Genomic DNA, 26,314 nt, shown 5'->3' with positions numbered 1-26,314 from the left:
ATTGGATGTGTAAACATCTAGACGTCTAAATTGGCCGTTCGAATCTGAAGCCCTGCAACATGAAATATACTAATAAACATGTTGAATATTTGGAACTTGTTCTATTCGTTGAACAACGAGATAGTTTGGCCATCCAGACATCTTTGTTAAATGATTGATGTCGTACTCTGGCACATTGACGAATCTCAGCGAAAGGGCAAATAACATGACAACAACGACTCACATTCTTGGCTATCCACGTATTGGCGAAAAGCGTCAACTTAAATTTGCATTAGAGAAATATTGGCGTGGCGAAATTGATCAGGCCGAGCTTAAAACGGTCGGAGCGACGTTGCGTGCCAACCACTGGCAAGAGCAGGCGCAAGCCGGTCTCGATTTTGTTACAGCAGGGGACTTTGCTTGGTACGATCATGTTTTGACCACAACATTACTGCTGGGTCATGTACCTAAACGTCATCGAAAAGGTTTCCCAGACATCGATACGCTGTTTAAAGTGGGCAGGGGCCAGTCTCAAGCTCAGTGTGGATGCAGTGGCAGTGCCGCCTCAGACATGACTAAATGGTTTAATACTAACTATCACTACATTGTGCCTGAGTTTAGCCGCGATGATAGCTTTGAAGTCAGCTGGCCACAGTTGTTTGAAGAAGTGAATGAAGCGGTACAAGCGGGACATAATGTTAAGCCAGTACTCCTTGGGCCGCTCAGTTATCTCTACCTTGGTAAAGAAGTCGAACCAGGTTTTGACCGATTGAGTCTATTGCCACGTTTGTTGACAGCTTACCAAGCCATTCTGGCCAAACTCGCTAAACAAGGCGTCGAGTGGGTACAAATTGATGAGCCTATCTTAGCGCTTGAATTGGAGCAGCCTTGGCAAGAGGCATTTAAACTCGCCTATCAAATGATTCGTTGTGACGTCAAGGTACTGCTGACAACCTATTTTGACTCGGTAACCGATACCTTAGACAAGATAGTCGAGCTGGATGTAGACGGCCTACACATTGATGTGTCTGCCGCGCCTCGGCAATTGGATACTGTGGTCGAAAAATTGCCTGAGCACTGGGTTCTGTCCGCTGGTGTGATCAATGGGCGAAATGTTTGGCGTGCCGATTTAAGTGCGCAACTGGCCTTATTAAAACCAGTCAAAGATAAGTTGGCTGACAGGTTATGGATAGCCAGTTCGTGCTCGCTACTGCATAGCCCTGTTGATTTGGAACTTGAAGCGAATTTGAGTGATGAAGTGCACAGCTGGTTTGCTTTTGCTAAGCAAAAATTGACGGAAGTGGCGTTACTGGGTAAAGCGTTAGATGGTGATCACGCGGCTATTTTGGCTTGCGATACATACAGTACGCCGATTCAAGCGCGCAAAAGCGCAACCCACGTTAACAAACCTCAGGTTCAAGCGCGGCTTAATCGTGTTACTCAGGCATTTACCGAGCGTAGCGCACCTTATCCACAGCGTGCTGCCCATCAACGTGAAGTGTTAGATTTGCCATTATTCCCAACCACGACCATTGGCTCGTTTCCACAAACCAGTGAGATTCGTGTTCAACGCAGTGCTTATCGTAGCGGAAAGCTCTCTTCGGCGGAGTATCAGCAAGCGCTTAAAGGACATATTTCGGATGCGGTAAAACGCCAAGAAGCCTTAGATCTTGACGTACTCGTTCATGGTGAAGCTGAACGTAATGATATGGTCGAGTATTTTGCCGAAAATCTTGCCGGTTTCCAAACAACTCAGTTTGGCTGGGTACAGAGTTATGGTTCACGTTGCGTCAAACCCGCTATCGTTGTCGCTGATATCGAACGTGAGCAGCCAATGACTGTCGAGTGGTCTACCTACGCTCAGTCATTGACCTCAAAGCAGATGAAAGGAATGCTGACAGGCCCGGTCACGATTCTTTGTTGGACTTTCCCACGTGAAGATATCAGCCGAAAAGAAATTGCCACCCAGCTAGCTCTGGCGCTACGCGATGAAGTGTCTGATCTTCAAGATGCCGGGATCAATATTATTCAGATTGATGAACCCGCTATCCGTGAAGGCTTACCACTTAAAAAAGCACAACATAAAGCATATTTAGAGTGGGCTGTCGATGCGTTTAAGATTTCTGCGGCGAGCGCGAAGCCTGAAACGCAAATTCATACTCATATGTGTTATTCAGAGTTTAACGAGATCATTGATTCTGTTGCGGCGCTCGATGCGGATGTGATTACCATCGAAACGTCACGTTCAAATATGGAACTATTGAAAGCTTTTGAAGCGTTTAATTATCCGAACGAAATCGGTCCGGGTGTGTATGATATCCATTCGCCGAATATTCCGACTCAAGAGTGGATTGAAGGTTTAATCAATAAAGCGGCAGAAAAGATCCCGTCACAGCGATTGTGGGTCAATCCAGATTGCGGATTGAAAACGCGTAACTGGGCCGAGACAGAAGCATCGCTAACCAATATGGTGTTAGCGGCGAAAAAGCTCAGAAAAGCTTACTCTGCGTAAGTACTGTGTTGTTAACTATGCATATGTCGTTAGAATAATGTATGCAGATAAAACAATGCCGACCTAATGGTCGGCATTGTTGTTGCTGATGCTTTGACATATCGTTTCAGTAATGCCAGCGAGTTAAAAGGGTATGTAGGACGTGTGCCTAGCGAACAAGACGAACGCGTACTTAAATTTACCCCATCAGGTTTGGTATTAAAACAACAAGCGATACAAGTTCCAGAGCAAATGACATGTAAGTTTCATCTTTATCTTGATGAACTGATCAGCTTGAAAAGGTTATGTGAAAAAGTGTTAAGGCACATTGAGTAACACTAACTGATCGTCGGCAAAGCATTCTTGAGCTCAAGCAGTAATTGATAAGCGCTCTCACCAGACATGTGGTATGGGTCGAACTCACTAGCGCCTGAATAGCGTAGGTAAAGTGGCGCTGTGAGGTTAGAAGAGGGAATGTAACCCATAGACCAGTGGCTAAAATCACGCGCGCTTATCTCACGGTAGTCGAGCATAATAATACTTGAGTGGCGTTTATCATTCAAAATACGTTGATAGACATCATTGATATTAGTTCGTGATCCTTCCAAACACTGTAGAAAATAGTGCCGATCGAAACACAGCATGCCAGTCACATCGAGTGTAGTGTTATGTTTGCGTGCCGAGCTAATAATTTCTTCGACGGTCGATAAATCAAACCCTTGTTCAATAGTGCTAGCATACACCAGTCGTGTTAGAAACATCACAGGCTCCTTTAATGTGTCGGCAATATGTGTTCACAAACAAGATTTAATATAAAACTTAGCTCATATCTTCGATTTGACAATAAATAACGTAATCATTGCCTGCGACACACCATGACCAGTGATGCCTCGACACTGAGATCTCTCGGTTACTTAGATCACTCGCTTGCCGCTCACTTTAAGTGAACGGCATTATCCAATTAAGCGCGCCTTTGTACCATTTTATTTAGCCTGCAGTTAGTGGTTAACAAGGGTTAAGCCGCTCGGCAAAGCATCACCAAAGACACGTTTCGACTCACTGGCTGAGAGCTCTTTGATTTCTTCAACAAGAGATAACCACGACTGTGGCACTTTGCTTTGTTTGAGTTTTTCGACCACTTGTTGGCGGAAGTCATCAGAGATATCAAACAGTCGATCGCCGGTTTTACGACACATCATGACCGACGCGAAAGCGATCATCGGCTCTTTTTGCCAGTTTTGTTCAAGTAGCTTCGGTAGCCATTGCTCAGCTTGTTCACGAGCAATGACATTGTGTTGACTGCCATAAAGTGGCGTACGCGCTGCTAATCGGCCCAGTGCCCACCAATGAGCTTGTTCAAATTGATTGTGGTTGAGAGCTTTACTCAAACACCAAGAGGCGAGCAGAGTTTTATCTTCGACATCGAGGTGCTCAAGAGAGGCGGCTAAACGCAACATTGATTCATAACCCATTTCTTGTGCCGCTTTGGCCGATTGTGGGTTTTTCATCGCACCAGGGTGCAGATATTTAGCAATATCCGCGAGGATCGTCTCTTGCTGCTCTTGATTCAGACCACCGGCAATACGGCGCCAGAATACCCACCAATCACTCCAACCTTGATGGTTTTTGAACTGGATCCCTTGCTGGTAGAGTCCCCAAACTTGTTCGATGCGCCATGAATCGGTGGCATCGCCAAAACCAGGGCGTAACGAGAACCCGGCCAAGCGTAGCCAGTTTTTTTCATGAGCTTCGGAGCGACGTCGGCGTTTTCTTCCCAGCGCAAAAGCATCGAAAATCTGACGTAGGGTGGAAAAATCCCACTCATCCCGTTTGCCGAGCATTTTTTCAAGATCTTTTGCGAGCGTTTTTATCTCTTTGCCTTCGGCGCTTTTTTTGTTGCCACTGTAAAGGCGTGAAATCAGCGCTTTACACTCAGCAAGACGTGGATGCGTGTTCTGTTGTTGAATCTCATCCGCTTTTTGATTACGGACTTCAAATTCCAGTGCCCAGCGCTTATTGTCATCGTCGACGTTAACACACTCCATTTTTAGTGTGCCCACTTCGGTTAACTGGCAAGCAAGTTGTACTTCGACACGCTCTTTTTGATTGGCTTGTAATTCCATACCTTGCCCTTCAAGAGTTGAGATATATGGGGGCAGCGGCGAGAAAAGATCGGCATCGATATCGACCATAGCTCCGTTTTGAATGGCAGTATTGTTGCTCAGCGTGTCATGAGTTGTCGTCAACAGGTTGAAACGAACTGGTTCACCGAGCGTAAGAGCGAAACGGCGACCACTTAAGCGGATTTCGTGACCTTCTTCTGTGCCTTTGGCCAGCAAGCAGAGTGCTTTACCCATTTTGTTCTTTTCTTGTAGGTGCAAGAAGTAGGAACGAGCCACCCCACCGCCGATTTTTAGTTGTGCGCCTCGACGCGCTTTACCAAAAGCGACCGCACCGAGTGCCACTGACCAATCAGGGTGAGGGTTATCCAAAACGGTCACGGGTTCACCGCGCCAATGGCTTAGTAGACGGGTTACGCGCTCGGTAACTAGCTCACTATTGAATACCCCACCATTAAGCAGCAACCCGACAGGGATGGCAGGCTTACTGGTATCTTGTTGAGCCAGAGCCGAATAGGAGACTTGTTGATGTTGATTGAGGAATTCGGCCACATGCTTGCTGACCGCAGGGTCTGCGACATAAGGTAGACCAAATTCAACCACCGCACTGCGTCTCTTATCCGGTGTATGGGTAAAATCCGACAGAGGAAAGAAACCATCAAGGGCGATTTGATGTACTTCTTGTTTGGTTAAGCCAATACTTTTTGTGCCACCAAGCAGTTTAGAACCACTGCCGAGCATCGTGATTTTCACTTCGTCCGGGGCGTTGGTTGAAAGCAGGTTCTCTTTCGCTTTACGGGTTTGCTGGATAAGTTTTGTTAAGTTTGCAGCATTGAGCTTTTTACTGTGACTAAAACGCTGCTCGGCAAGATGAGCAAGGGCTAGGTCAAGGTTATCACCGCCGAGCATTAAGTGTTCACCGACGCCAATTCGGTCTAGAGCAAGCTCATCATCGGTATACTTTGCTTCAATTAAGCTGAGGTCGGTTGTTCCGCCACCAACATCACACACCAAAATAAGTGGTAATGATTTTAGCTCTTCAGCGGCGCTGTTCTGGTGACGAGCATACCAGTCGTAGCACACCGCCTGTGGTTCTTCGAGAAGAACGATATGATTGATCCCCGCCAGTTGCGCAGCTTCTAAGGTCAGTTTTCGCGCCGTTTCGTCAAACGAGGCGGGCACCGTTACGACCACATCTTGATGCTCGAGAGGGTTGCTTGGATGACGATAGTTCCATGCTTGACGAATGTGATTCAAATAACTCGCACTGGCTATCACAGGGGAGACTTTGTCTACCTCATCGGCGCCCGCCCAAGGCAGAATATCTGAGCGACGGTCAACCGCTTGATGAGAGAGCCAGCTTTTGGCACTCGAGACTTGGCGACCCTCGACTTTGGCGCCCAACTCACGTGCCCACTCGCCGATAATGACATGTGAAATGTCGCCATCGACGGGCTTGTTTTCCCACGGCAGAGTTAAATCTGACCCAGCGACTTGTCCTTGAGCGGGATGGTAACGGAAAGAGGGTAAAAGCGGTTTGCGCACCACTTCACCCGGCCCGATTAACTGGTCGATATCAAACAGTGACACTGGTGCGTGTTTTAGGTTGTCAGTGATTTCACAAAACGCCACAACGGTGTTAGTTGTGCCTAAATCAATACCGACTAAAAATCGAGGAGAGGCCATATAACAAAACCCTTTGTCTATTTATCGCATACCAATCTGGGTAATTTCGTCTTCGTTTAGTCAATAAACGAACGAGTAGACTGGCGCCTGGCAAAAACGGCACCTTGTGGTGCCGTTGTCTCATTATGTTGGTTCGCTTTAGTGATCTTTGCCATCATCGCGCACGTCAAATTCGACATGCCATTTTTGGCCATTATCAGAGGCGATGGCTTCAAGGTGGAGCGTACCTAGCTCGGTCACGCGAGCGGCTAAAGTGACAGGAACCACTTCACCTTCACGGCGCCCTTCAGAAACGGGCAAAGTCACTTGAATTTCTGGCAATTCTTCGAGCTCTTCCGGTGCCCAGTGATCAAGGTGAAGGCCGGCTTCGTCGTCTCGGCGAACGGTCGAACCAAAGAACTGGAAGCTGACCGGTTGGCCGATAATCAAACCAAATTCTTTACTTGGTACGCTAACGCTAGAGCCTTCTTCCATGCCAAATGGTGCGACGCATAGTGCTTCCATCGGTGGTGCCATCCCCGGAATAGCCGGCATCGCACTTTCAATCCCGACATAATAACTGGATGCAATACCGCCTCGGATTCGAACACCTTGCCCACGGCGAACGGCACCATAGTAGCTTGCACCACTAGCGACGGCTAAGTCTAAGTCGACACCAGTTAAGCGTTTGGCGATTGGGGCGTCAGTTTCAAGCAACCATTGATTAATGGTTTCTTCAAGGCGAGCGGCTAGCAATGTCGATTTTAACACCCCGCCGTTGAATAAAATGGCGGTTGGTTTAATAAAATCTGCTGACTGATCAGTCTGGCCGCCCATACCCGGCATATTAGCAAAAGGATTGAACGCTTCTGCCGTCGCGCTGCCACCTTGTGCATTAGCTTGTTTGGTCAAGAAAGCTGCAATATGGCGTGTAATTCCGGCATCTTGCGCATAAGGCAGACCCATTTGAGTCAAGGCACCACGATTGCGCTGCACTGGGTGCTCTGTCACGGCAACGTTTGGAAAAAAACCATCAACCAAGGTTTGCTGAACTTCCGCTTGAGTCAGTTCCGTTTTTAAAGTGGCACCAAGCAGTTTCGAACCACGGCTCGGAACCACGATCGGCACGGACTCAAGTTCAGCGTCGATAAGGAGTGCTTCTTTGGCATCACGGCAAGCATGGGTCATGGCTTGTACTTGCCATGGTTGCAGTTCTTTGCCTTGCTGTGCCAGTTTCATCTTCAGGCGGTAGGCAAGGGCTAAGTCCATGTTATCGCCGCCGAGTAGGATATGCTCTCCAACCGCGATACGGTTGAGGCTAAGGTTGCCATCTTGTTCGGTAACTTCAACCAAAGAGAGGTCTGTAGTACCACCACCGATGTCTACCACCAGCACAATATCGCCGACAGTAACGTCGTCACGCCATTTGTCGTGGCTGTTATCAATCCAGTTATAAAGCGCAGCTTGTGGTTCTTCGAGCAAAGTCAGATGAGCCAGGCCAACATTGCGCGCCGCTTCGGCGGTTAAGTCTCGCGCCGCTGGGTCGAAGGAAGCCGGTACTGTAATGGTGACATCTTGCTGAGTCAGAGGATGGTCTGGGTGTGCGTGATCCCAAGCGTTTTTTAAGTGCTCTAAATAAAGTTCAGTCGCGCGTAATGGTGACACTTTTTCGACTTCTTCCGGGCTACCTGCGGGTAAAAAAGCATCGCGACGGTTTACACCGGCATGGCATAACCAAGACTTTGCACTGGCCACTAAGCGAATCGGTGTTTTTGCACCAAGATTACGTGCAATCGCGCCCACTAGAGCGCTTGGCTGTGATGACCAAGGCAGCACACGTGACGCAGGGTTCATTTCGTGTTGGTGCGGTTGGTATAAAAACGAGCCCAGTTGGCTCCGAGTTTCTACGTTACCAGGCGCGGTCAGCTGCGCAATTGGCATGACTTCAACACGAGAGTCTTCTTGTTGCGTATCGATAAACGAGAGCACGCAGTGGGTGGTGCCTAAGTCGATACCGACGCTAAATTTCGCTGTGTTCGAGCTAGCGTTTTGTTGGGTGATATTTTGGTGTTCCATTACAGCTCAACCTCAGCAGGCGCTATAACAGAAGCATCGTAGTTTTTAGCTAACTTTGGTAAGTTGATTGCGTTCGCTTTCCAACCTTTGTGGACCAATGTACCGTTGAAGGGGGCGTTGCCTGTAACGTTGCCCGTCAAACGAATCTGTTGTGGATTGAAGCCTGCTTCGATAGTAATACGGGTCTCTTCATCTTCATGGCGAATAGGCTCAAGCGTGACATAGTCGGTTAAGACTTTTTTACCACCAGTATGGATGACGCGAGCGGCGGCGCCGACTTCTTCGTCAGAAAACGCAGTCAGGTCTTCTTGGAGAAAATCGATAAGGCGTGCCTCTTGTTGCATGAGAGAGAGAAGCTGCAGCGCTGAGTCGGTTGAAGCGGTAGCAAGTTTCGACTCGACTTCTACAACCTTCTCAACCACTTTTTCTACTTCAATGACTTTCTCAACTTCGACAATTTTTTCGACGGGCTTTTCTACTTCAACGATTTTTTCGACTGGCTTCTCAACCACTTTTTCCACCACGGTTGATTTGCGTGACACTGCGATCAGCAGCAATAGAACGCTTGATGCAGCAAGACCTGCGTGAAGCATATCGAACGTTTGAGGGATCATTTGTAAATCGAACGTCATGACAATTCTCTTCTAATTTTTCTGATTTCAGAGACAGGCGAAATCTCTGTGAGGGCTCTGGGTTGAAATAAGAGCCGATTTATTCTGATAGATTGGGGTGAATATTATCATAATCAAGTCAATGTACGGCTACAAAAACAGGCCGAAACAGGGGTTTTGATGGCTAACTGTTTTGTTTTTAACCGAATTTGTCCGAAAGGAGGCCTATACCTCGAAGTGAGGATTGTTTCATATTAAAGGCAGGATTGAGCTTTATATTGCGTCTCGATTGCCGCATAACTGAGCGCTTAAACGTGTTCGATTCGAATTTTGTCGATTTCTGATGTAGAATTTCGCGTTTTGCGAACTTTGAACAAAGGCCAATCATGAACCATAACCGTATTGTTTGTTTCGATTTAGAAATGTGTTGTTGGAATGAAAACGGTGTCGGTACCACTGGGGAAATTATTGAAGTTGGGCTAGCAGAAATTGACCTTGTTAAGGGCGAGATCGTTAAGCGTGCGCAATATTACGTCAAACCAGAACATGATGAAGTCTCGCTGTTTTGTGCACAATTGACCGGTATTACGCCACGCACGGTTGAGAAACAGGGTCGGCCTTTGCAAGAAGTGCTTAAGTCGATGGTGAAAAACTTTGGCGGTGCGAACAAAATCTACGCCGCTTGGGGCCGAGATGATCGCGTGCTAGCCAAAGAGTGCCAACAAAAGGGCATTGAGATGCCGTTTAATGAGTTCATTAATTTAGCAACCCTATTTCGGATTCAAAATCGCCTTAAAGACAAGCGTGTTGGTCATAAAGTCGCGCAAGAAAGTAAAGGTATCGAGTGGGAAGGCCGACAGCATTCAGGTTATGTCGATGCCCATAACTTAGCCAAACTTGCATTAACGATGCTGTAAAAAATCAAGGGAGCGAATGGCTCCCTTGATGCTATTGACCGCTATTTTATTACGCGTAGCCAATCATCTCTGGTAGCCACAATACAATACTTGGGAACATGATCAGCACAGCAATGGTGATCACGTCAGCCACGAAGAAAGGCGTACAGCCGCGAAATACATCTTGAACTGAACATTCAGGACGCACTCCTGCAACCACAAAGCAGTTCAAGCCGATAGGCGGGGTGATTAAACACAGTTCTGCCATCTTGACCACGATAATACCAAACCAAATCGCACAACCTAGCCCGGAAACGCCAAATGCAGAGTCTACTGCGGCCACATCCACGCCGCCATTTAGAGCAATAATTGCAGGGTAAACAACTGGGAGAGTCAGTAGCAACATGCCAATTGCATCCATGAACATCCCCAGAACCGCATACGCGAGTAGGATAAACAGCAAGGTCAGCATTGGGCTTTGTTCTAAGCTGACGATCCAATCTGAGAAAGCACTCGGTAGATCGGCAAAGCCAAGAAACCGAACGTAAATCAATACCCCCCAGATGATGGCGAATATCATTGCTGACAGCTTGGCGGTTTCCATGATTGAGCTTTTAATCTCTTTCCAACGACTGCCATGATAAAGAGCTACCAATAAAATGACGGTAGCTCCAAGGGCACCAGCTTCTGTTGGAGTTCCGACACCACCATAAATACACGCCATGATAATTGCAACGACAAAGAAAATAGGCGATGCCGCTGGCAGTGATTCGAAGCGTTGCTTCCAGCTATAACCTCGCACAGGTGGACCAAAATCTTTTTTGGTCATCGCCAGGAAAATCACTAATCCACCATAAATCAGTGCAGAAACAAAGCCGGGAATAAAGCCTGCCATCAATAGGGCACCGACATCTTGCTCAACGATGATGGCGTAAATGACCAAAATAGCCGATGGCGGTATCAACGAAGCGAGGGTGCCACCTGCCGCGACAACGCCAGCGGCAAAGCGCTTGTCGTAGCCGAGTTTGAGCATCTCTGGTACCGCAATTCTGGCAAACACCGCCGATGTTGCGACCGAAGCGCCTGAAACCGCAGCAAAGCCTGCTGTCGAAAATACAGTTGCAACCCCCATTCCGCCCGGTAACCAACCGACCCAACGTTTCGCCGCTTCAAATAGCGCTTTTGTCAGTCCTGCGTGATAGGCAAGGAAACCGATCAAGATAAAGGTCGGGATCAGCGATAGCGCGAGCGATGATACTTTAGAGTGAGGAATGGTCCCGGCCATTTTGAGTGCCACCATAAAGCCGCGCTCGAAGCCAAATTTGGCACTGAATATCCATACTAATCCGAGGAAGCCTGCGGTGGCAGCGGCAAAGGCCACTCGCACACCAAGCACAACAAAAATAAGCATGGCACCTGATACCCAAAGGCCAATTTGAATGCTGTCCATAGTAGCCATGGTTTGAATTAAATCTGACAAGATGACTCTCCTAACTCTCGTGCCCAGTTACTGCTTCGGCTTCTTTTGCGGCCACTTCGGCAGCTGATTCGAGCAGAGGGACACCAACAGGGCGTTCATCTCTTCTCACAGCTGCGCGCGCGTAGCCCCACATTTGTAACACTAACCGCGCAGCCAAGATGCTCAGAGCAATCGTCACGATTAGCTTGGCTGGCCAAGTCGGAAGGTTTATATCGAGCGACGAGTCGCCAATCGAATAGGCGCGCCAAAAGTGCAAATAGGAGCCGTAAATAAGTACAAGCGTAACGGTGAACATCAACAGAGCAGACATAAATTCAGTGACCCATAACCAACGGCCTTTGAAGCGGCCAATGATGATGTCCATTCGGATATGACCACCCATGCGTTGTGTGTATGCGATGCCTAGAAATGCAATAAACGCCATGGCTTGTTCGACCCAGTCAACGTAACCATTGATGGGTGATGAAAATAACCAACGACCTAACACGTTAACGGTGGCGAGAAAAACCAGTAAGAAAATTACCACGCCACCAGCGAGGTTGAGAAAGGACTCGAAACGAAACAGTAAGCGGTCTGCACGACTTAACTTCGAATCATCTTCCAATACAGAAGCAGCAGCCGACATAGCGGTCTCCTATCTAAAAATCTGTCATAGAGAGTGTGCCAGGCAAGTCAGAATGTCTTACCTGGCAGGTGAGGGAATTACTCAGCAAAGAGTTTCGCGGTGTGGTCAAACACAGCTTGAGAGTCAAACTTGTCTTTGTATTTATCAATCCACTCTTGGCGCACTGACTGGGCCAATTCGTTGAGCTGTTCGGTCTGCTCAGGAGAGAAGGTCACTAAAGTCAAACCTTGATCGCGGATAGCTGCTTGGTATTTCGCCGTGGTGTTTTGCTCATAGTTTTGCACATAGAAGTCGAGCGCTTCATCGACGGAACCGAGTAGTGCTTCGCGATGAGCGGGCTTGAGCATTTCAAGAGCTTCAGTATTAACCACCACTGGGCAGTTGGCAGAGCCTAAGTTAAGGTTAGTTGTGGCCCATTTGCCCACTTTGTAAGAATTCGTCGACAGGTGAGCATGGGGAGCAAACGAGGCGGCATCAATGACGCCAGAATCCATCGATTGGCGGACCTCAGAAAACGGCACCCCAGTTTTGACTGCTCCGAGCTTACCCAGTACTCCCATAATTCCACCTGGCCCACGTACGCGCAGGCCATCAAAGTCTTGTAGAGAGTTGAGTGCGTCACTCTTGCTGACAATGTTGTACTGTGGCAGTGGTGTTGGCATCAGCAGCGTCGCATTCCAACGCGCCAAGTCTTTTTTTACTTCAGGGTGTTCAAATACTTTCATGTAGATATCACTAATGCGAGCTAATGACACTTCTTTGGTAAACGGCAGTTCGTTGACCGTAATGGTCGGGTTTTTATCGGCATGATAAAAAGCGCAAAACTGAGCCATTTCAAATGCACCGAACGAAATACCGTCTAAGTTTTCACGCGCTTTAGACAGGCCGCCATAAGAAATGTTGAGTTTAAACTCACCGTTAGTTTTCTGTTCAACTAGCTCTGCGAGCTTTTCTACGTTTTCGGTAAAAGCGCGGCGTTTTCCCCACAGAGAAACATTCCATTCCGTTGCAGCGGCGACTTCCGAAGCCATAAATCCAGTGATGGCGAGGGTAATGAGGGAGGTTTGTAGTGCTTTCATATATCGTCCTTGTTGTTATGCACGCGTGTTTCGCTCATTGGGAGCGATTCGGAGTATTAAACCGACAATTTGTGTCGCAAACGTTTTGATTTTTTCGAATATGACTATAGCAAAGACGTTGTAAAGTTAATGAGTTGTTATCAAATTATGGTGCTTTCCTCACGACTTAATGAGGTCAAGATGTGAAGTGACGGTATCGAGTAGCGTGCTACAGGGGATGGCAAGTTGAGGTGACGTTACGTGGTGATTAGCTCAGGTCGCTCTCACTGTATGAGAACGACGAGATGGGATTGATGCGGCGTTTGTGGTGGTGTTGTCATAGCGATGTTAGGTAATCAAAGTGTCTAGTGTTACGGGTGATTTGCCAATGTGATCGGCGGGTCTTAATCGCTAGTTGGAAGCTCGTTGGGCGGAATGTCGGTGACTGAAAGTTTGGCACGTATAAATTCACGGTGATCAACATAAAGCAACTCGGCGGTCTTACGAATGACGGCTTCTTCTAGTGGGTCGATCGTGCCATCGGCATTGGCAACTTGCCACATCGCCTGGATCACGCAGTAGCGGTTTTGTTGACTAAGTTCGCGTAACTGGGAGGTAAACTCATACAAAGACGCCGAATCTTTGCTGCATTGTTGAGCGCGAGTTAGCAGTGCGTTGGTTTGGCTAGGGTCGAGATTGAGCAGTTTACCAAGCAGGTGATGTTTTGCTTCGCTCTCTGCACGCTCAATCTGATGATCGGCGCCAGCAACCTCGTACAATAAGCACGCAATCGCTAAATTGGGGTCTGCGGCGCTGTGTTGGCCTAAATCTTCCCCTTCAAGCAACTGTTTAAACAGTTTAGTAATCGAATTTAACATGGTCTATGCCTTTCTGTGCGGTTGTGCTGGTAAATGCGCTGTTCTAGCTATCGATGTACGACTCTACTTATCTTATCTTATCTAGGTGCGACCCTATTTATAGATAGTGACGTTATTTATAGTGCGACTCTGTTTATAGATAGTGACGTTGGTCGTGGATCACAATACGTTTGACCAAAATCTTACTTTTCTTTTATCGGCATAAACTCCCACTGCTTGCCGTCACCAGTTAAAATCGCGATACGTTGTGGTTGGCCTTGTTTATCCAGTTTGAGTTCGCCAATGGCGCTGCTATTGACTAAGCGACGACGCCCAGGTGTATTTGGATCGCGTTTTTTCACTTTGAGGCGCTTACGTTTGGTAAACCAGTTCAATGGTGAACGCGGCGAATAAAGCAACCGGTCTGCGTGGTCACACAGCGCGAGCAAAGGTTCAGGAAACTGGCTTTTGAGACCACTGCAGGTGACTTGATAGATGGTTGGGCTATTGCGTCTAAACCTGAGTTTAATATCATATGCGAATGAGTAGTGGACATCGCCCGACAAAATAACAAAATTAGTCGGGGTTTTGGTATGGGTAAAAATACTTAACATTGTATTAGCGCTGCCAGGGTGCGCCATCCAGTTTTCTGCATCGACCATTAACGGTTTACCGAGTGCGGTCACTATCCGTTGTAAGGTCTCAATAAACTTGACGCCAAACATCGGTGCTGGCGAGACAATGATCACTTTTTCTAGATGCAAAAGCTCATGCTGCAGCTCTATCATTGCTTCCCAGTCCATCAATCCTGACGGTTTATTCATTTTAGATTCAGAGCGCCAACGCCGCGTTCGAGTATCAAGTACCACGACTTTCGGCGAACGCTCAATCGTATAGTGCCAAGCTTCAAAGCGATATAAATGGCGGATAAAGGCGTCATGATTGTCTAAACTCGGCGTGGCGAGAAATTGGCGTGCCAAATTAACAAATTCGCGATTGAAGTTGTCGGGCTCGTTCCCCCATCCCTGGCAAAGCCAATAGGCCATTAAGCCATTACCAATGATGCGGTGTGAAAATGGATTTTGATAGGCGGCCGTTTCCCAGCCAATGGTGAGATTCCAATCGTCGGTAATATCATGATCATCAAAAATCATGTAAGTCGGGATATGGGCGAACAGGCGCTTGATGGAATTGCTCTTGCGGGAGTCCTAATAACTCGATGGTTTGATGGATGGCATCGAGCATTGGCCCTGCAACGTGATCAGCGTAGATCTGATCGCCGCTCATCATTAATAAGTCAGGGCGTTGGTCGATAGAATATTGGGCGACTTTTTCATCGGCGCGTACCAAGGCATCGTCACTAGGATCATGAGGATTACGACACGAGCCGTGCATCACGTAATCGGCTTTGGTCGAGATGGTAATGCTAAGTTGCGACTCATTACCATAGAGCAAATATGGATATAGCTCAACCAAGGGGCCGTGTTGGGTATTAAATCGATAATTGAGCGCAGTATCTTGCGGGAACTCACCAACAATACGCACTAAGGTGACATAGCAATATTGGCCAACTTTAAACGCTTCGAACTGGCTTAATGACTGACGGTGTAACTCGGTTTGGTCGGCCGCCAAGCTGAGGATAAATTCACCATCAAGGGGTTCACGAGTCGCTAACCAAAACACCAGCTCAGTAGCAGTGGTTTTGCGTAAGATGGGGCCAGCAATAAGAAAAGGTCTTTTGTTATCCATGCGTTACTCAGTGGGTTCCTCGGGTAGGCTTGGGTCTTCAAGAACTTCGATGACTTCTGAGCTGGAAAGTTCATGGCCCATTAAAAAAAGTGCCAGCATCGCATCTGCTTTGGTTTTATCGTCAGAGCTTTCGGCAAGGATTTGCAAGAAGCGATGACGTATCATGGTGATTTCGTGCTCGACAAAACCGCGTCCTTCCTCTTCACCTTGTGTCTCTTCTGGTGCGGTATCGAAACTCAAAAACAGCAAACCACCATCAAGCTCAGCGTCGAGTAATCGTTCTGGCAGCCAAGTTTCTCCGGTCACTATGTCCGGATCGCAGTCGCTTGGCAATGTAGCGAGTCGTTTTTTTAATTCAGATGCTTTCACAATCATTAGATTTGAGGGATTATATATTCTATTTTAACGACCAATAGCGCAGAAACCTAAGTATTAAGCATTTTAGTTGGTCAGTTTTTGAGTTGTTACGTCACTTTTGGATAGAAAATGATAAAAACCGTTCGCTTTCGATGCTCTCGATAGTTGTCAATGCAAACGACTTGAACAATGTTTGGATTGGCTACTCGTTGCATCATCGCAGTGCGATTTTTGAAAAAGGCTCGCAATATGGGCGGATAAAAGGGGGCAGTAACTACAACACCCTTTATCTCCAGGTTGATTTTTAGCCGCGCACCATAGAAGCAACGCCCACAGGTATAGGTTTGTGGGCGTTTTTATTATCATCTGTGATACAATCCGCGCAGTTTTATCGATAGAAAAGAATAGGTAACGCTTTGACTTCGTCACAGCCAAAAAAAACAGCCGCATCAGAGCATCAGGCTCAAGCTAATAATGCGGCTTCATTACGCAAAGCACTCAACCAGTGCTTGTTGAAAGACAGATTTCGTTTAAGCAAACGCATCTCCGGGGCAAGTCGAATAAAAAAAGAAGCCTCACGTAACGCTGTGTTTGACGAGATCGCATTAGATATTGCTAAGTCGATGATGGCAGCCGAGCAGCGCTGCGCCGTTGTGCCAACGATCAACTATCCTGACATCTTGCCTGTTAGCCAGAAGAAAGACGATATTGCCAAGGCGATTGCAGACAATCAGGTAGTGATCGTTGCCGGTGAAACGGGGTCAGGCAAAACCACTCAGTTACCTAAGATTTGTGTCGAGCTTGGCCGTGGTAAATATGGCTTAATTGGTCATACTCAGCCACGTCGACTCGCGGCGCGTTCGGTGGCGAGCCGCATTGCTGAAGAGATGGAAAGCACACTGGGTGAGTTTGTTGGTTATAAGGTGCGCTTTAACGACCAAATATCAGAGAATACTCAAGTTAAGTTAATGACTGACGGTATCTTGCTGGCAGAAATTCAACATGATCGCTTTCTTAATCAGTACGACACCATCATCATTGATGAAGCGCACGAGCGCAGTCTGAACATTGATTTCATCCTCGGATATTTAAAAGAGTTATTGCCGCGTCGCCCTGACTTGAAGGTGATCATCACTTCAGCAACGATTGACCCAGAACGTTTCTCTAAGCATTTCGAAAATGCACCGATCATCGAAGTCTCGGGCCGCACCTACCCAGTAGACACTCGTTATCGCTCATTGGCGGGAGACGATGATAGTGATCGTGACCAATTAGAAGGTATTTTTGAAGCGGTCGATGAGCTGTGCGATGAAGGTTTGGGGGATATCCTGATCTTTATGAATGGTGAGCGAGAAATCCGCGACACCGCAGAAGCACTGACGAAACGTAACCTCAAGAGTACCGAAATCGTGCCGCTTTATGCACGCTTATCAGCTGGCGAGCAAAATAAGATCTTTCAACCTCATGCTGGACGTCGGATTGTATTGGCGACTAACGTGGCTGAAACGTCTCTCACCGTACCTGGCATCAAATATGTGATTGACCCGGGCACGGCGCGTATTAGCCGCTATAGCTACCGCACTAAAGTACAGCGCTTGCCAATTGAGCCAATATCGCAAGCGAGCGCCAATCAGCGGAAAGGCCGTTGTGGTCGTGTCGAAGAAGGTATCTGTATTCGCCTTTACTCCGAGGACGATTTCAATTCTCGCCCTGAGTTTACTGATCCTGAAATTCTACGCACCAATTTAGCCTCGGTTATCTTACAAATGACCGCATTGGGCTTAGGTGATATCGAAGCGTTTCCATTCGTTGAAGCGCCAGATAAGCGTAACGTCCAAGATGGGGTGCGCTTGCTTGAAGAGCTTGGCGCGATTAATGATAAAGCCAGCGATCCAAATAAACGTCTCACGGCAACTGGCCGTCAATTGGCGAAGTTGCCGATTGATCCACGTCTGGCGCGTATGGTACTTGAAGCGCCTAAATATGGCGCTTTGAAAGAGTTGATGATCATCGCATCGGCCTTGTCGATTCAAGACCCGCGTGAGCGTCCAAGTGATAAACAACAATCTTCGGATGACAAACATCGCCGTTTCTTCCATGAAGAGTCAGATTTCCTCACCTTCGTTAATATCTGGGATTACCTGCAAAAACAGCAAAAGGCGCTATCGGGCAGTCAGTTCCGCAAGCAGTGTAAACAAGATTACTTAAACTACTTGCGTGTGCGTGAGTGGCAAGATGTGTATTTTCAGGTTCATCAGGCGATGCGTGAAATGGGCTTTAAGCTTAACGATGAAGCCGCGAACTATCAAAATGTACATAGCGCGATTCTCGTGGGGTTACTCTCACATATTGGTGTCAAAGACCAAGAGAAAAACGAATATCAAGGCGCGCGTAACGCTCGTTTCCATATCTTCCCAGCGTCGGGGTTATTCAAAAAGCAGCCTAAGTGGATTATGTCAGCCGAACTGGTGGAAACATCGAGGTTGTGGGGGCGCATTATTGCCAAGATCCAACCTGAATGGGTTGAACCTTTGGCGAAACACTTAATCAAACGCAGTTACAGTGAACCCCATTGGTCGAAAAAAAACGCGGCGGTCATGGCGCATGAGAAAGTCATGCTATATGGCGTACCTATCGTGCCTAAACGCCTTATCAACTATGGCAGTATCGATCCTGTTGTCAGTCGTGAGCTGTTTATTCGTAGCGCTTTGGTTGAAGGTGAGTGGGAAACTAAACATGCTTTCTTTAAGCAAAACCGTAAGTTGCTGCAAGAGGTTGAAGAGTTAGAGCACAAGTCTCGTCGGCGCGATATCTTAGTTGATGATGATGAGTTGTTTGATTTCTATGATCAGCGAGTGGGCACCGCAGTGGTGTCTGGACGCCATTTTGATACTTGGTGGAAGAAAGCATCCCAAGACAATCCGGAGCTGCTCAACTTTGAAAAAGAGATGTTGTTCAAAGGCGATGCCAGCCATGTCACTGATCTCGATTATCCTAATTTCTGGCATCAAAATGGCCTCAAATTAAAACTGAGTTACCAATTTGAGCCAGGTGAAGATAACGATGGTGTCACGGTTCATCTGCCTTTACCGATTTTAAACCAAGTTGAACCTGCTGGCTTTGACTGGCAGATCCCGGGTTTACGTCATGAGTTAGTGGTCAGCTTGATTAAATCGTTGCCGAAAACGATTCGTAAGAATTTTGTTCCGGCGCCAAATTATGCCGATGCCTTTTTAGCACGTGTCACGCCGATGGAAGCCCCATTGCTTGATTCGTTGGAAAAAGAGTTACGCCGCATGACAGGTGTTGAAGTATTGCGTGACGATTGGAACCTCGACCAAGTGCCCGATCACTTGAAAGTGACGTTCCGCGCCGTCGACCATCGCAACCGGAAGTTAAAAGAACATCGCGATTTGCATCAACTCAAAGAGAGTCTCAAAGAGAAGGTGCAAGAGACACTGTCGAAAGTCGCTGACGATGATATTGAACAGCAAGGCTTGCACACTTGGAGTTTTGGTGAACTGCCAAAAGTCTATCAGCAGAAACGCGGCGGCTACGAAGTCAAAGCGTATCCAGCGATCGTTGATAGCAAAGACAGTGTTGAGATTAAGCTCTACGAAACCGAGCAAGAGCAAGTGCAAGCCATGAAGGCCGGACAGCGACGCTTAGTGTTGCTCAATGTGCCATCGCCGATTAAGTACTTACACGCTAATTTACCGAATAAATCGAAGTTGGGTCTGTACTTTAATCCATATGGTAAAGTACTCGATCTGATTGATGACTGCATTGCCTGTGGCGTAGACAAATTGATCGAACAAAAAGGCGGCTTAGTGTGGCAACCTCAAGCGTTTGAACAGTTGAAAGAGCACGTTCGTGCCGAGTTGGGTGATACCGTCGTCGAGATTGCCCAGCAAGTTGAAACGATTTTGACCACCGCGTTCAGCATCAATAAAAAGCTTAAAGGTAAAATTGACTTTACCATGGCGTTTGCACTGTCTGATATCAAAGCGCAGATTGAAGGGCTGATTTTTAAGGGCTTTGCGACTGAGTGTGGCTGGAAGCGCCTGCCGGACATTTTGCGTTACATGAAAGCGATTGAGCGCCGGATGGAAAAGTTGCCAATTGATCCAAACAAAGACCGTTTGCATATGCTAAAAATCGAGTCGATCACTAATGATTACAAAGAGTTACTTAATAAAATTCCGCAGGGAGTGGCCGTTCCTAACAACGTTAAAGAAATACGTTGGATGATCGAAGAGTTGCGTGTTAGCTACTTTGCTCAACAGCTAGGTACCCCTTATCCCGTTTCTGACAAGCGTATTAAAATGGCAATTGAAGCTTGCTAGGTGTGTAATTTGCGTCTAGGTATGTAATTTGCTTATATTTGCTTATAGTTAAGTATAACGTTCGGAATTTTGACTAATACGGCAGAGGTTTGCCAGTTAATGCCTCTGCACCTTATAAATAGAGAAGGTTTATTATGAAAAAGACACTACTAGCGCTAGCTCTGATTAGCGCGTCTACTACTGTTTCAGCGGACTCATGGATCTACGGCAGCGCGAGTGTTGGTCAAGCGGATCTGGGCAATGAATCTTCAACATCTTACAACGTTCATGTTGGTACCGGAATTCTTCCGTTAATCGGCCTGGAAGCGGGTTACCAAGATTTTGGCGATTTCAAAAACGTCAATTACGGCGGTGTGACTCGTGATATAAAAGGTTCAGGCGTCTATTTTGCAGCGAAACCAAGCATCGACTTTGGCCCTTTGCATGTTTACGGCAAAGCCGGTTTGCATTCCTATGAATTGACGGGTAACGGCGGTTTTAAAGAAGATGAGATTGACATCATGTATGGTGTTGGTGCTGAATATTTTGTGATGGGACCTATTTCTTTAGGTGCAAGTTACAATGTGTTCTCAATGAAAGAAGAAGATGTGAAAAACTTTTCGCTTAACGCGACATTCCATTTCTTATAATTAGCGCACGCTAAGCTAAAATATACCCCACAGCCAGGGTCGATATGCCTCTGGCTTTTTTATCCATTTCATCGTTCATCGGTTTTTCCAATCAGTGAAATAGACGCAAACACAGTGTGTCTATTTGTATACTTGTCTATCCTCTCTATTGTAAATAGCTTAATTAAAAGTAATGAACAAGAAGGATCGATTAATGTCAGATAAACAGAAAATCTCAGGACAGTGCCCCGTTATGCATGGCGCAATGACACAAGCCAGTGATTCAAACACTGTGTGGTGGCCAAACGCGCTTAATCTTGACATCCTCCATCAACATGACAGTAAAACTAACCCTTTAGGCGCAGATTTTAACTATCGTCAACAACTCGCAAAGCTTGACGTGGCAGCGCTGAAACAAGATTTAACCGATCTTATGACCGATAGCCAAGCGTGGTGGCCAGCTGACTGGGGACATTATGGTGGCTTGATGATTCGTATGGCGTGGCACTCGGCCGGAAGTTATCGTATTGCTGATGGTCGTGGGGGCGCTGCAACGGGCAATCAGCGTTTTGCTCCACTTAACTCATGGCCAGATAACGGCAATCTAGATAAAGCGCGCCGCTTATTATGGCCAATCAAACGCAAATATGGCAACAAAATCAGTTGGGCTGACTTGATCATACTTGCCGGCACCATCGCTTATGAATCCATGGGGTTTAAAACGTTCGGCTTCGCTTTCGGCCGTGAAGATATCTGGCATCCAGAAAAGGACACCTATTGGGGCTCTGAGAAGGAGTGGTTGGCAACCAGTGGAGGTGAAGGCAGTCGTTATGCCGGTCAACGTGATTTAGAAAACCCGTTAGCGGCGGTAATGATGGGGCTTATTTATGTCAATCCAGAAGGTGTTGATGGCAACCCCGATCCACTTAAAACGGCGCAAGATATGCGAGTGACGTTTGCTCGTATGGCAATGGACGATGAAGAGACTGTAGCACTAACGGCTGGGGGGCATACCGTTGGTAAAGCGCATGGTAATGGCGATGCGGCCAATCTTGGACCAGAACCAGAAGCGGCTGCGATTGAAGAGCAGGGGATGGGTTGGATGAACCATAGCTCTCGCGGCGTTGGTCGTGACACTGTAACCAGTGGTATTGAAGGTGCGTGGACGACCAATCCAACCCAATGGGACGATGGTTACTTCGAACTGCTGTTCAAATACGATTGGCAGCTGACGAAAAGTCCGGCTGGCGCTTGGCAATGGGAGCCTGTCGATATCGCAGAAGAAGACAAACCTGTCGATGTCGAAGATGTAAGTATTCGCGTAATGCCAATGATGACCGATGCCGATATGGCGCTGAAAATGGACCCAGAGTACCGTAAGATTTCTGAACGCTTTAAGAATGACCCAGCTTATTTTGATCAGGTTTTTGCCCGTGCATGGTTCAAGCTGACTCACCGTGACCTTGGCCCAAAATCGCGTTACTTTGGTCCTGATGTCCCTCAAGAAGAGTTGATTTGGCAAGACCCAGTCCCAGCCGGACGTGATGACTATGATGTTGAAGCCCTCAAAGTAACGATTAGTGACACCGATTTGTCGGTCAGCGATTTGGTCAGCACGGCATGGGACAGCGCGCGCACGTTTCGTGGCTCAGATAACCGCGGTGGTGCGAACGGCGCACGAATTCGCTTAGCGCCGCAAAATCAGTGGCAAGGTAATGAACCACAACGTTTGCAGCGCGTGTTAGCTGTACTAGAACCGCTTGCTGAGAGCTTCGGCGCGAGTGTAGCAGACACAATTGTACTAGCAGGTAATGTGGGGCTAGAAAAAGCCATCAAAGCTGCAGGTTATGCTGTTTCGGTTCCGTTTGCTCCTGGGCGCGGCGATGCTAGCACAGAGATGACAGATCAGGACTCTTTTGACGTGTTAGAGCCACTTGCCGATGGATTCAGGAACTGGCAAAAAGAGCATTACTCTGTCTCACCAGAAGAGTTGCTGCTTGATCGCGCTCAACTGATGGGGCTCACTGCGCCTGAGATGACGGTATTGCTTGGTGGGATGCGCGTATTGGCCACCAACCATGGCGATAGCCGCCACGGCGTATTTACGGATCGTATTGGTGTATTAAGTAATGACTTTTTCGTTAATCTCACTGATATGGCGTACCAATGGCAGCCTAAGGGTCGTAATCTTTATCATATTAATGATCGAACCACTGGTGAAACAAAATGGACCGCCACTCGGGTCGACTTAGTGTTTGGCTCTAACTCGATTTTACGCGCTTATGCTGAGGTGTATGCTCAAGACGACAATCACGAGAAGTTTATTCAAGACTTTGTCGCCGCTTGGAACAAGGTAATGAACGCGGATCGCTTCGATTTAATCGCTTAAAACCTGACACGTAAGTAACCATAGGCCGTTCATATGAATGGCCTTTTTTAATCGGAACGGTTTGTTTATTGATGCGGCAGTGTGTATGTTAAACCTGTGACTCTCATCATCGGAACCGTTATGAACCCACCGCGAACTCTGCCTTCAAAACAGGCCATAGCTGATAAAAACGTCAAGCTCGAAAAGCGAAGTTTGACCATTTTGACTGAACTGATTCGATTTGTTCGCCCTTATCGTTGGCAAGTGATCGCCGCACTGGCCGCGCTGGTTGTGACCGCATCATTAACCTTGTCGGTGGGTCATGGGGTACGATTATTGATTGATCAAGGCTTTGCCAGTCGTTCACTGACGCAACTAGGTAGCGCCATTGGCTTTATTCTTACGGTCACGCTGCTCATCTCTGTCGGGACTTTTTTTCGCTTCTATTTGGTTTCGTCGGTAGGGGAGCGAGTCAGTGCCGATATTCGCTTAGCGGTCTTTAACCATGTCATTCGTCTGCACCCAAGTTATTTCGAAACCAATGGTAGCGGCGAAATTATGTCGCGGATCACCACCGATACCACGTTACTGCAAAGTATTATTGGTTCGTCTTTTTCAATGGCGATGCGCAGTGCTTTAATGTGTGTTGGGGCGCTGATCATGTTGTTTGCCACCAACGTAAAACTGACCCTGATCGTAATGGCCAGTGTGCCGTTTATTTTAGTGCCGATCCTCTACTATGGGCGCAAAGTTCGTGCTTTGTCGCGCCAAAGCCAAGACTCAATGGCCGATGTAGGGAGTTACGCAGGAGAAGCGATCGCGCAGATCAAAACCGTGCAAAGCTACAGTCAAGAAAGCCAAGAACAGGTCCTTTTTGCAACTCAAGTAGAAAAAGCTTATCAAATTGGTCGTCAGCGTGTGATGCAACGAGCGATTTTAATTTCCGGCGTCATTGTCATTGTTTTTAGCGCCATTTCAGGGATGTTATGGGTCGGAGGCAGTGACGTTATTGCAGGCACCTTGTCTGCAGGGGACTTAGGTGCATTTGTTTTTTATGCGATTATTGTCGCCTCATCGCTGGCGACCATTTCAGAAGTGATGGGTGAATTGCAGCGTGCCGCTGGTGCAACTGAGCGATTGATCGAAATTCTTCAGGTTGAAAGTGATATTGTTGCCCCATCGAGTAACGGTGTTTCGCTTGAAGAAGTTACGCCTCAGATCGAGTTTGCGTCGGTTACTTTCCATTACCCATCGCGCCCTGACCAAGCCGCGTTATCTGATCTGAGTCTCCTCGTTGAGCCCGGCAAAGTACTGGCGTTGGTAGGGCCTTCAGGAGCAGGTAAAACCACCATCTTTGAGCTGTTGCAGCGTTTTTATGACCCTCAGCAAGGCTCAATCGCCTTAGGAGGCGTTGATATTAAACAGTGTGAGCCGAGTCAACTGCGTCACAAAATGGCATTGGTTCCTCAGCAACCGGCCCTGTTCAGTCACGACGTTTTCTACAACATTCGTTATGGACGGCCTGAGGCGACTGATGAAGAAGTTGTAGCGGCGGCGAAGAAAGCCCATGCTCATGAGTTTATTGACAACTTACCAAACGGCTACAGAAGTTTTTTAGGCGAGAGGGGCGTGCGTTTGTCGGGTGGACAACGACAGCGAATCGCGATTGCGCGCGCGATCTTAAAAGACCCCGAGATTTTGTTGCTTGATGAAGCGACCAGCGCATTAGACAGCGAAAGTGAACACCATGTACAACGGGCTCTCGAAGAATTAATGCGTGGTAGAACGACAGTTATCATTGCCCATCGGTTATCAACCATTCAGCATGCTGACCAAATAGCCGTGCTGGATAGGGGCAGGTTAGTCGATATAGGCGATCACAACAGCCTTCTACAGAGCTGCGAGCTCTATCAGCGCCTGGTTGAACTGCAGTTTAAACAGATGAATAGCGAAGAGTGACAAGCGCAAGTTTGATAGATGCTTTGGCTCGTTTCTGCCCCGAAACCATTTAGAGTAGTGACTCATTCACATCCTGTTAATGCGAGTTTGCCCTATAAAAAGTTATTCAATTTGACTTCAAACATTCAATTCAAGACTGTTTGGCCAATTAAGTTTGATAGTTAGTAGGTTGGCAGTTAAAATGATAATGTCAGACCCCTTAGTAGAGTAAGCTTATGAAACACGTCAAGGCTGAAGCGAACAGCTCCAAGACTAATCGTCAATTTGTTCCTAAAGCGAAAAACTTTAAAGTCAGCACGTCTTATGAAGGGCTTACTGCAAAAAGTAAACCTCAATCACTGGAAGCGTTAAAACGGCAATATGCGAGATAAGTACGGAGTCGCTCAGGATCATTATTGCTATCCTCACTCTAATACACTTATAAATTTACTTAATATTCGTGACAGCGAAAAACTGGATGAAGCTGAAGTCGCATTCTCTGAACATCGATATATCGAATATTCGAGTCTTGTCTCAGATTTAGAAGACTTCGATATAGGACACTTTAGACATCTTCATTGGGTGCTTTTTCAGGATCTGTATGGATGGGCTGGAGAAGAACGTGATGTTGATATCAGTAAAGGCAACACGCGCTTTTGCCATTGCTCTTTTATTGAAAGAGAGTTTATACGGCAGCTAGAACGTATCCCCCAACTTCGTGAATGCTCAGATCGTATTGAATTTATTCGACTAGTCGCAGATATTTTTTGTGAAATTAATATCATCCATCCTTTTCGAGAAGGAAATGGTAGGGCCACACGGTTTTTCTTTGAAGAGCTTGTTTTTGTGGCTGGATATGAACTTGATTGGCCTGAGATTTCAAAAGAACAATGGATTGAAGCCAACGTACAAGGATACCTTGGTGACGTATCATTTCTAGAGCTTATTTTTGATATGGCAATCAGTTAAAGACCCTTCTATCTACCCAAAGTTCGCTCAGGCAACTGTTAAAGCTAGCCCTTTTCAACTCAAAAATGCCCCAAAACGTGCTGAACTCAATAGAAGTAAATTCCCTCTAAACGAACGTTTG

General features: G+C 47.1%; 18 protein-coding genes and 2 pseudogenes. 10 read left to right on the top strand and 10 right to left on the bottom strand.

Translation table 11 applies throughout. The features are described 5' to 3' along the window. The first annotated feature begins 205 nt into the window (after window positions 1-205). Window positions 206-2,491, top strand: a complete 2,286-nt coding sequence (gene metE, locus CDZ87_RS01565) for a 5-methyltetrahydropteroyltriglutamate--homocysteine S-methyltransferase (protein WP_100751872.1) — start codon at window positions 206-208, stop codon at window positions 2,489-2,491. Window positions 2,492-2,557: 66 nt separating this feature from the next. Further along, window positions 2,558-2,806 carry a helix-turn-helix domain-containing protein gene (locus CDZ87_RS01560; protein WP_100751871.1) on the top strand — a complete coding sequence of 83 codons (249 nt, stop codon included), beginning with the start codon at window positions 2,558-2,560 and terminating at the stop codon, window positions 2,804-2,806. Window positions 2,807-2,808: 2 nt separating this feature from the next. Here CDZ87_RS01560 and CDZ87_RS01555 read toward each other — a convergent pair whose 3' ends face one another. The 4 genes from CDZ87_RS01555 to CDZ87_RS01540 form a co-directional block, all read right to left on the bottom strand. Beyond that, window positions 2,809-3,231 (bottom strand): BLUF domain-containing protein, encoded by a 423-nt coding sequence (locus CDZ87_RS01555; RefSeq protein WP_100751870.1) that lies wholly within the window; start codon window positions 3,229-3,231, stop codon window positions 2,809-2,811. A 237-nt stretch (window positions 3,232-3,468) separates the two neighbouring features. Then, complete coding sequence (locus CDZ87_RS01550; protein WP_100751869.1) at window positions 3,469-6,276, bottom strand: Hsp70 family protein; 2,808 nt, start codon at window positions 6,274-6,276, stop codon at window positions 3,469-3,471. Between the two features lie 138 nt (window positions 6,277-6,414). Next, window positions 6,415-8,331: an Hsp70 family protein gene (locus CDZ87_RS01545; RefSeq protein ID WP_100751868.1), complete on the bottom strand. Its 1,917-nt coding sequence runs from the start codon at window positions 8,329-8,331 to the stop codon at window positions 6,415-6,417. After that, a complete protein-coding gene (locus CDZ87_RS01540) occupies window positions 8,331-8,963 on the bottom strand; it encodes a DUF2760 domain-containing protein (protein ID WP_100751867.1) in 633 nt (210 codons plus the stop codon). Before CDZ87_RS01540 ends, CDZ87_RS01545 begins: the two co-directional genes overlap by 1 nt. Before the next feature lie 365 nt (window positions 8,964-9,328). On the opposite strand from CDZ87_RS01540, the gene CDZ87_RS01535 reads away from it, so the two are divergent. After that, window positions 9,329-9,859 (top strand): 3'-5' exonuclease, encoded by a 531-nt coding sequence (locus tag CDZ87_RS01535; protein WP_038172564.1) that lies wholly within the window; start codon window positions 9,329-9,331, stop codon window positions 9,857-9,859. 49 nt (window positions 9,860-9,908) lie between these two features. Here CDZ87_RS01535 and CDZ87_RS01530 read toward each other — a convergent pair whose 3' ends face one another. The 6 genes and pseudogenes from CDZ87_RS01530 to CDZ87_RS01505 form a co-directional block, all read right to left on the bottom strand. After that, window positions 9,909-11,318, bottom strand: coding sequence for a TRAP transporter large permease (locus CDZ87_RS01530; RefSeq protein WP_216639372.1), 1,410 nt, complete (start codon window positions 11,316-11,318; stop codon window positions 9,909-9,911). 10 nt (window positions 11,319-11,328) lie between these two features. After that, entirely contained in the window at window positions 11,329-11,943 is a 615-nt protein-coding gene (locus tag CDZ87_RS01525; protein ID WP_100751866.1) for a TRAP transporter small permease subunit, read from the bottom strand. A 77-nt stretch (window positions 11,944-12,020) separates the two neighbouring features. Next, a complete protein-coding gene (locus tag CDZ87_RS01520) occupies window positions 12,021-13,022 on the bottom strand; it encodes a C4-dicarboxylate TRAP transporter substrate-binding protein (RefSeq protein ID WP_100751865.1) in 1,002 nt (333 codons plus the stop codon). A gap of 383 nt (window positions 13,023-13,405) precedes the next feature. Further along, complete coding sequence (locus tag CDZ87_RS01515; RefSeq protein WP_100751864.1) at window positions 13,406-13,879, bottom strand: tellurite resistance TerB family protein; 474 nt, start codon at window positions 13,877-13,879, stop codon at window positions 13,406-13,408. A gap of 182 nt (window positions 13,880-14,061) precedes the next feature. Continuing rightward, window positions 14,062-15,535 (bottom strand): annotated as a pseudogene (locus CDZ87_RS01510) (alkaline phosphatase D family protein); the annotation flags it as partial. Window positions 15,536-15,610: 75 nt separating this feature from the next. Continuing rightward, window positions 15,611-15,976, bottom strand: coding sequence for a VC1380 family protein (locus CDZ87_RS01505; protein ID WP_100752043.1), 366 nt, complete (start codon window positions 15,974-15,976; stop codon window positions 15,611-15,613). A gap of 152 nt (window positions 15,977-16,128) precedes the next feature. Here CDZ87_RS01505 and CDZ87_RS17280 point away from each other — a divergent pair. From CDZ87_RS17280 to CDZ87_RS01480, 7 genes and pseudogenes are all read left to right on the top strand, one after another. Continuing rightward, window positions 16,129-16,272, top strand: a pseudogene (locus CDZ87_RS17280) (MipA/OmpV family protein); the annotation flags it as partial. Window positions 16,273-16,380: 108 nt separating this feature from the next. Then, a complete protein-coding gene (gene hrpA / locus CDZ87_RS01500) occupies window positions 16,381-20,310 on the top strand; it encodes an ATP-dependent RNA helicase HrpA (RefSeq protein WP_100751863.1) in 3,930 nt (1,309 codons plus the stop codon). A 134-nt stretch (window positions 20,311-20,444) separates the two neighbouring features. Beyond that, entirely contained in the window at window positions 20,445-20,939 is a 495-nt protein-coding gene (locus CDZ87_RS01495) for an outer membrane beta-barrel protein (protein WP_100751862.1), read from the top strand. Between the two features lie 193 nt (window positions 20,940-21,132). Next, window positions 21,133-23,307 carry a catalase/peroxidase HPI gene (gene katG / locus CDZ87_RS01490; protein WP_100751861.1) on the top strand — a complete coding sequence of 725 codons (2,175 nt, stop codon included), beginning with the start codon at window positions 21,133-21,135 and terminating at the stop codon, window positions 23,305-23,307. A 120-nt stretch (window positions 23,308-23,427) separates the two neighbouring features. Further along, the gene (locus CDZ87_RS01485; protein ID WP_100751860.1) at window positions 23,428-25,245 is read left to right on the top strand and encodes an ABC transporter transmembrane domain-containing protein; all 1,818 of its coding nucleotides are present in this window, start codon (window positions 23,428-23,430) and stop codon (window positions 25,243-25,245) included. A gap of 215 nt (window positions 25,246-25,460) precedes the next feature. Continuing rightward, window positions 25,461-25,616, top strand: coding sequence for a hypothetical protein (locus CDZ87_RS17150; RefSeq protein ID WP_167372366.1), 156 nt, complete (start codon window positions 25,461-25,463; stop codon window positions 25,614-25,616). After that, window positions 25,606-26,193: a Fic/DOC family protein gene (locus CDZ87_RS01480; RefSeq protein ID WP_100751859.1), complete on the top strand. Its 588-nt coding sequence runs from the start codon at window positions 25,606-25,608 to the stop codon at window positions 26,191-26,193. The genes CDZ87_RS17150 and CDZ87_RS01480 overlap by 11 nt, the downstream gene beginning before the upstream one ends. Window positions 26,194-26,314: the final 121 nt, after the last annotated feature.

The organism is Vibrio salilacus (genome assembly GCF_002811245.1).
GTDB classification, from domain to species: domain Bacteria; phylum Pseudomonadota; class Gammaproteobacteria; order Enterobacterales; family Vibrionaceae; genus Vibrio; species Vibrio salilacus.
Note: the sequence above shows the minus strand (reverse complement) of the source record. Positions and strands in the feature narration are given on the sequence as shown.

Bases quoted from the DNA above. Each gene is read 5' to 3' on its own strand.
- CDZ87_RS01535 (WP_038172564.1), top strand. From the start codon at position 9,329: ATGAACCATAACCGTATTGTTTGTTTCGATTTAGAAATGTGTTGTTGG.
- CDZ87_RS01550 (WP_100751869.1), bottom strand. From the start codon at position 6,276: ATGGCCTCTCCTCGATTTTTAGTCGGTATTGATTTAGGCACAACTAAC.
- CDZ87_RS01480 (WP_100751859.1), top strand. From the start codon at position 25,606: ATGCGAGATAAGTACGGAGTCGCTCAGGATCATTATTGCTATCCTCAC.
- CDZ87_RS01520 (WP_100751865.1), bottom strand. From the start codon at position 13,022: ATGAAAGCACTACAAACCTCCCTCATTACCCTCGCCATCACTGGATTT.
- CDZ87_RS17150 (WP_167372366.1), top strand. From the start codon at position 25,461: ATGAAACACGTCAAGGCTGAAGCGAACAGCTCCAAGACTAATCGTCAA.
- metE (WP_100751872.1), top strand. From the start codon at position 206: ATGACAACAACGACTCACATTCTTGGCTATCCACGTATTGGCGAAAAG.
- CDZ87_RS01515 (WP_100751864.1), bottom strand. From the start codon at position 13,879: ATGTTAAATTCGATTACTAAACTGTTTAAACAGTTGCTTGAAGGGGAA.
- CDZ87_RS01540 (WP_100751867.1), bottom strand. From the start codon at position 8,963: ATGACGTTCGATTTACAAATGATCCCTCAAACGTTCGATATGCTTCAC.
- katG (WP_100751861.1), top strand. From the start codon at position 21,133: ATGTCAGATAAACAGAAAATCTCAGGACAGTGCCCCGTTATGCATGGC.
- CDZ87_RS01495 (WP_100751862.1), top strand. From the start codon at position 20,445: ATGAAAAAGACACTACTAGCGCTAGCTCTGATTAGCGCGTCTACTACT.
- CDZ87_RS01560 (WP_100751871.1), top strand. From the start codon at position 2,558: ATGGTCGGCATTGTTGTTGCTGATGCTTTGACATATCGTTTCAGTAAT.
- CDZ87_RS01525 (WP_100751866.1), bottom strand. From the start codon at position 11,943: ATGTCGGCTGCTGCTTCTGTATTGGAAGATGATTCGAAGTTAAGTCGT.
- CDZ87_RS01555 (WP_100751870.1), bottom strand. From the start codon at position 3,231: ATGTTTCTAACACGACTGGTGTATGCTAGCACTATTGAACAAGGGTTT.
- CDZ87_RS01545 (WP_100751868.1), bottom strand. From the start codon at position 8,331: ATGGAACACCAAAATATCACCCAACAAAACGCTAGCTCGAACACAGCG.
- CDZ87_RS01485 (WP_100751860.1), top strand. From the start codon at position 23,428: ATGAACCCACCGCGAACTCTGCCTTCAAAACAGGCCATAGCTGATAAA.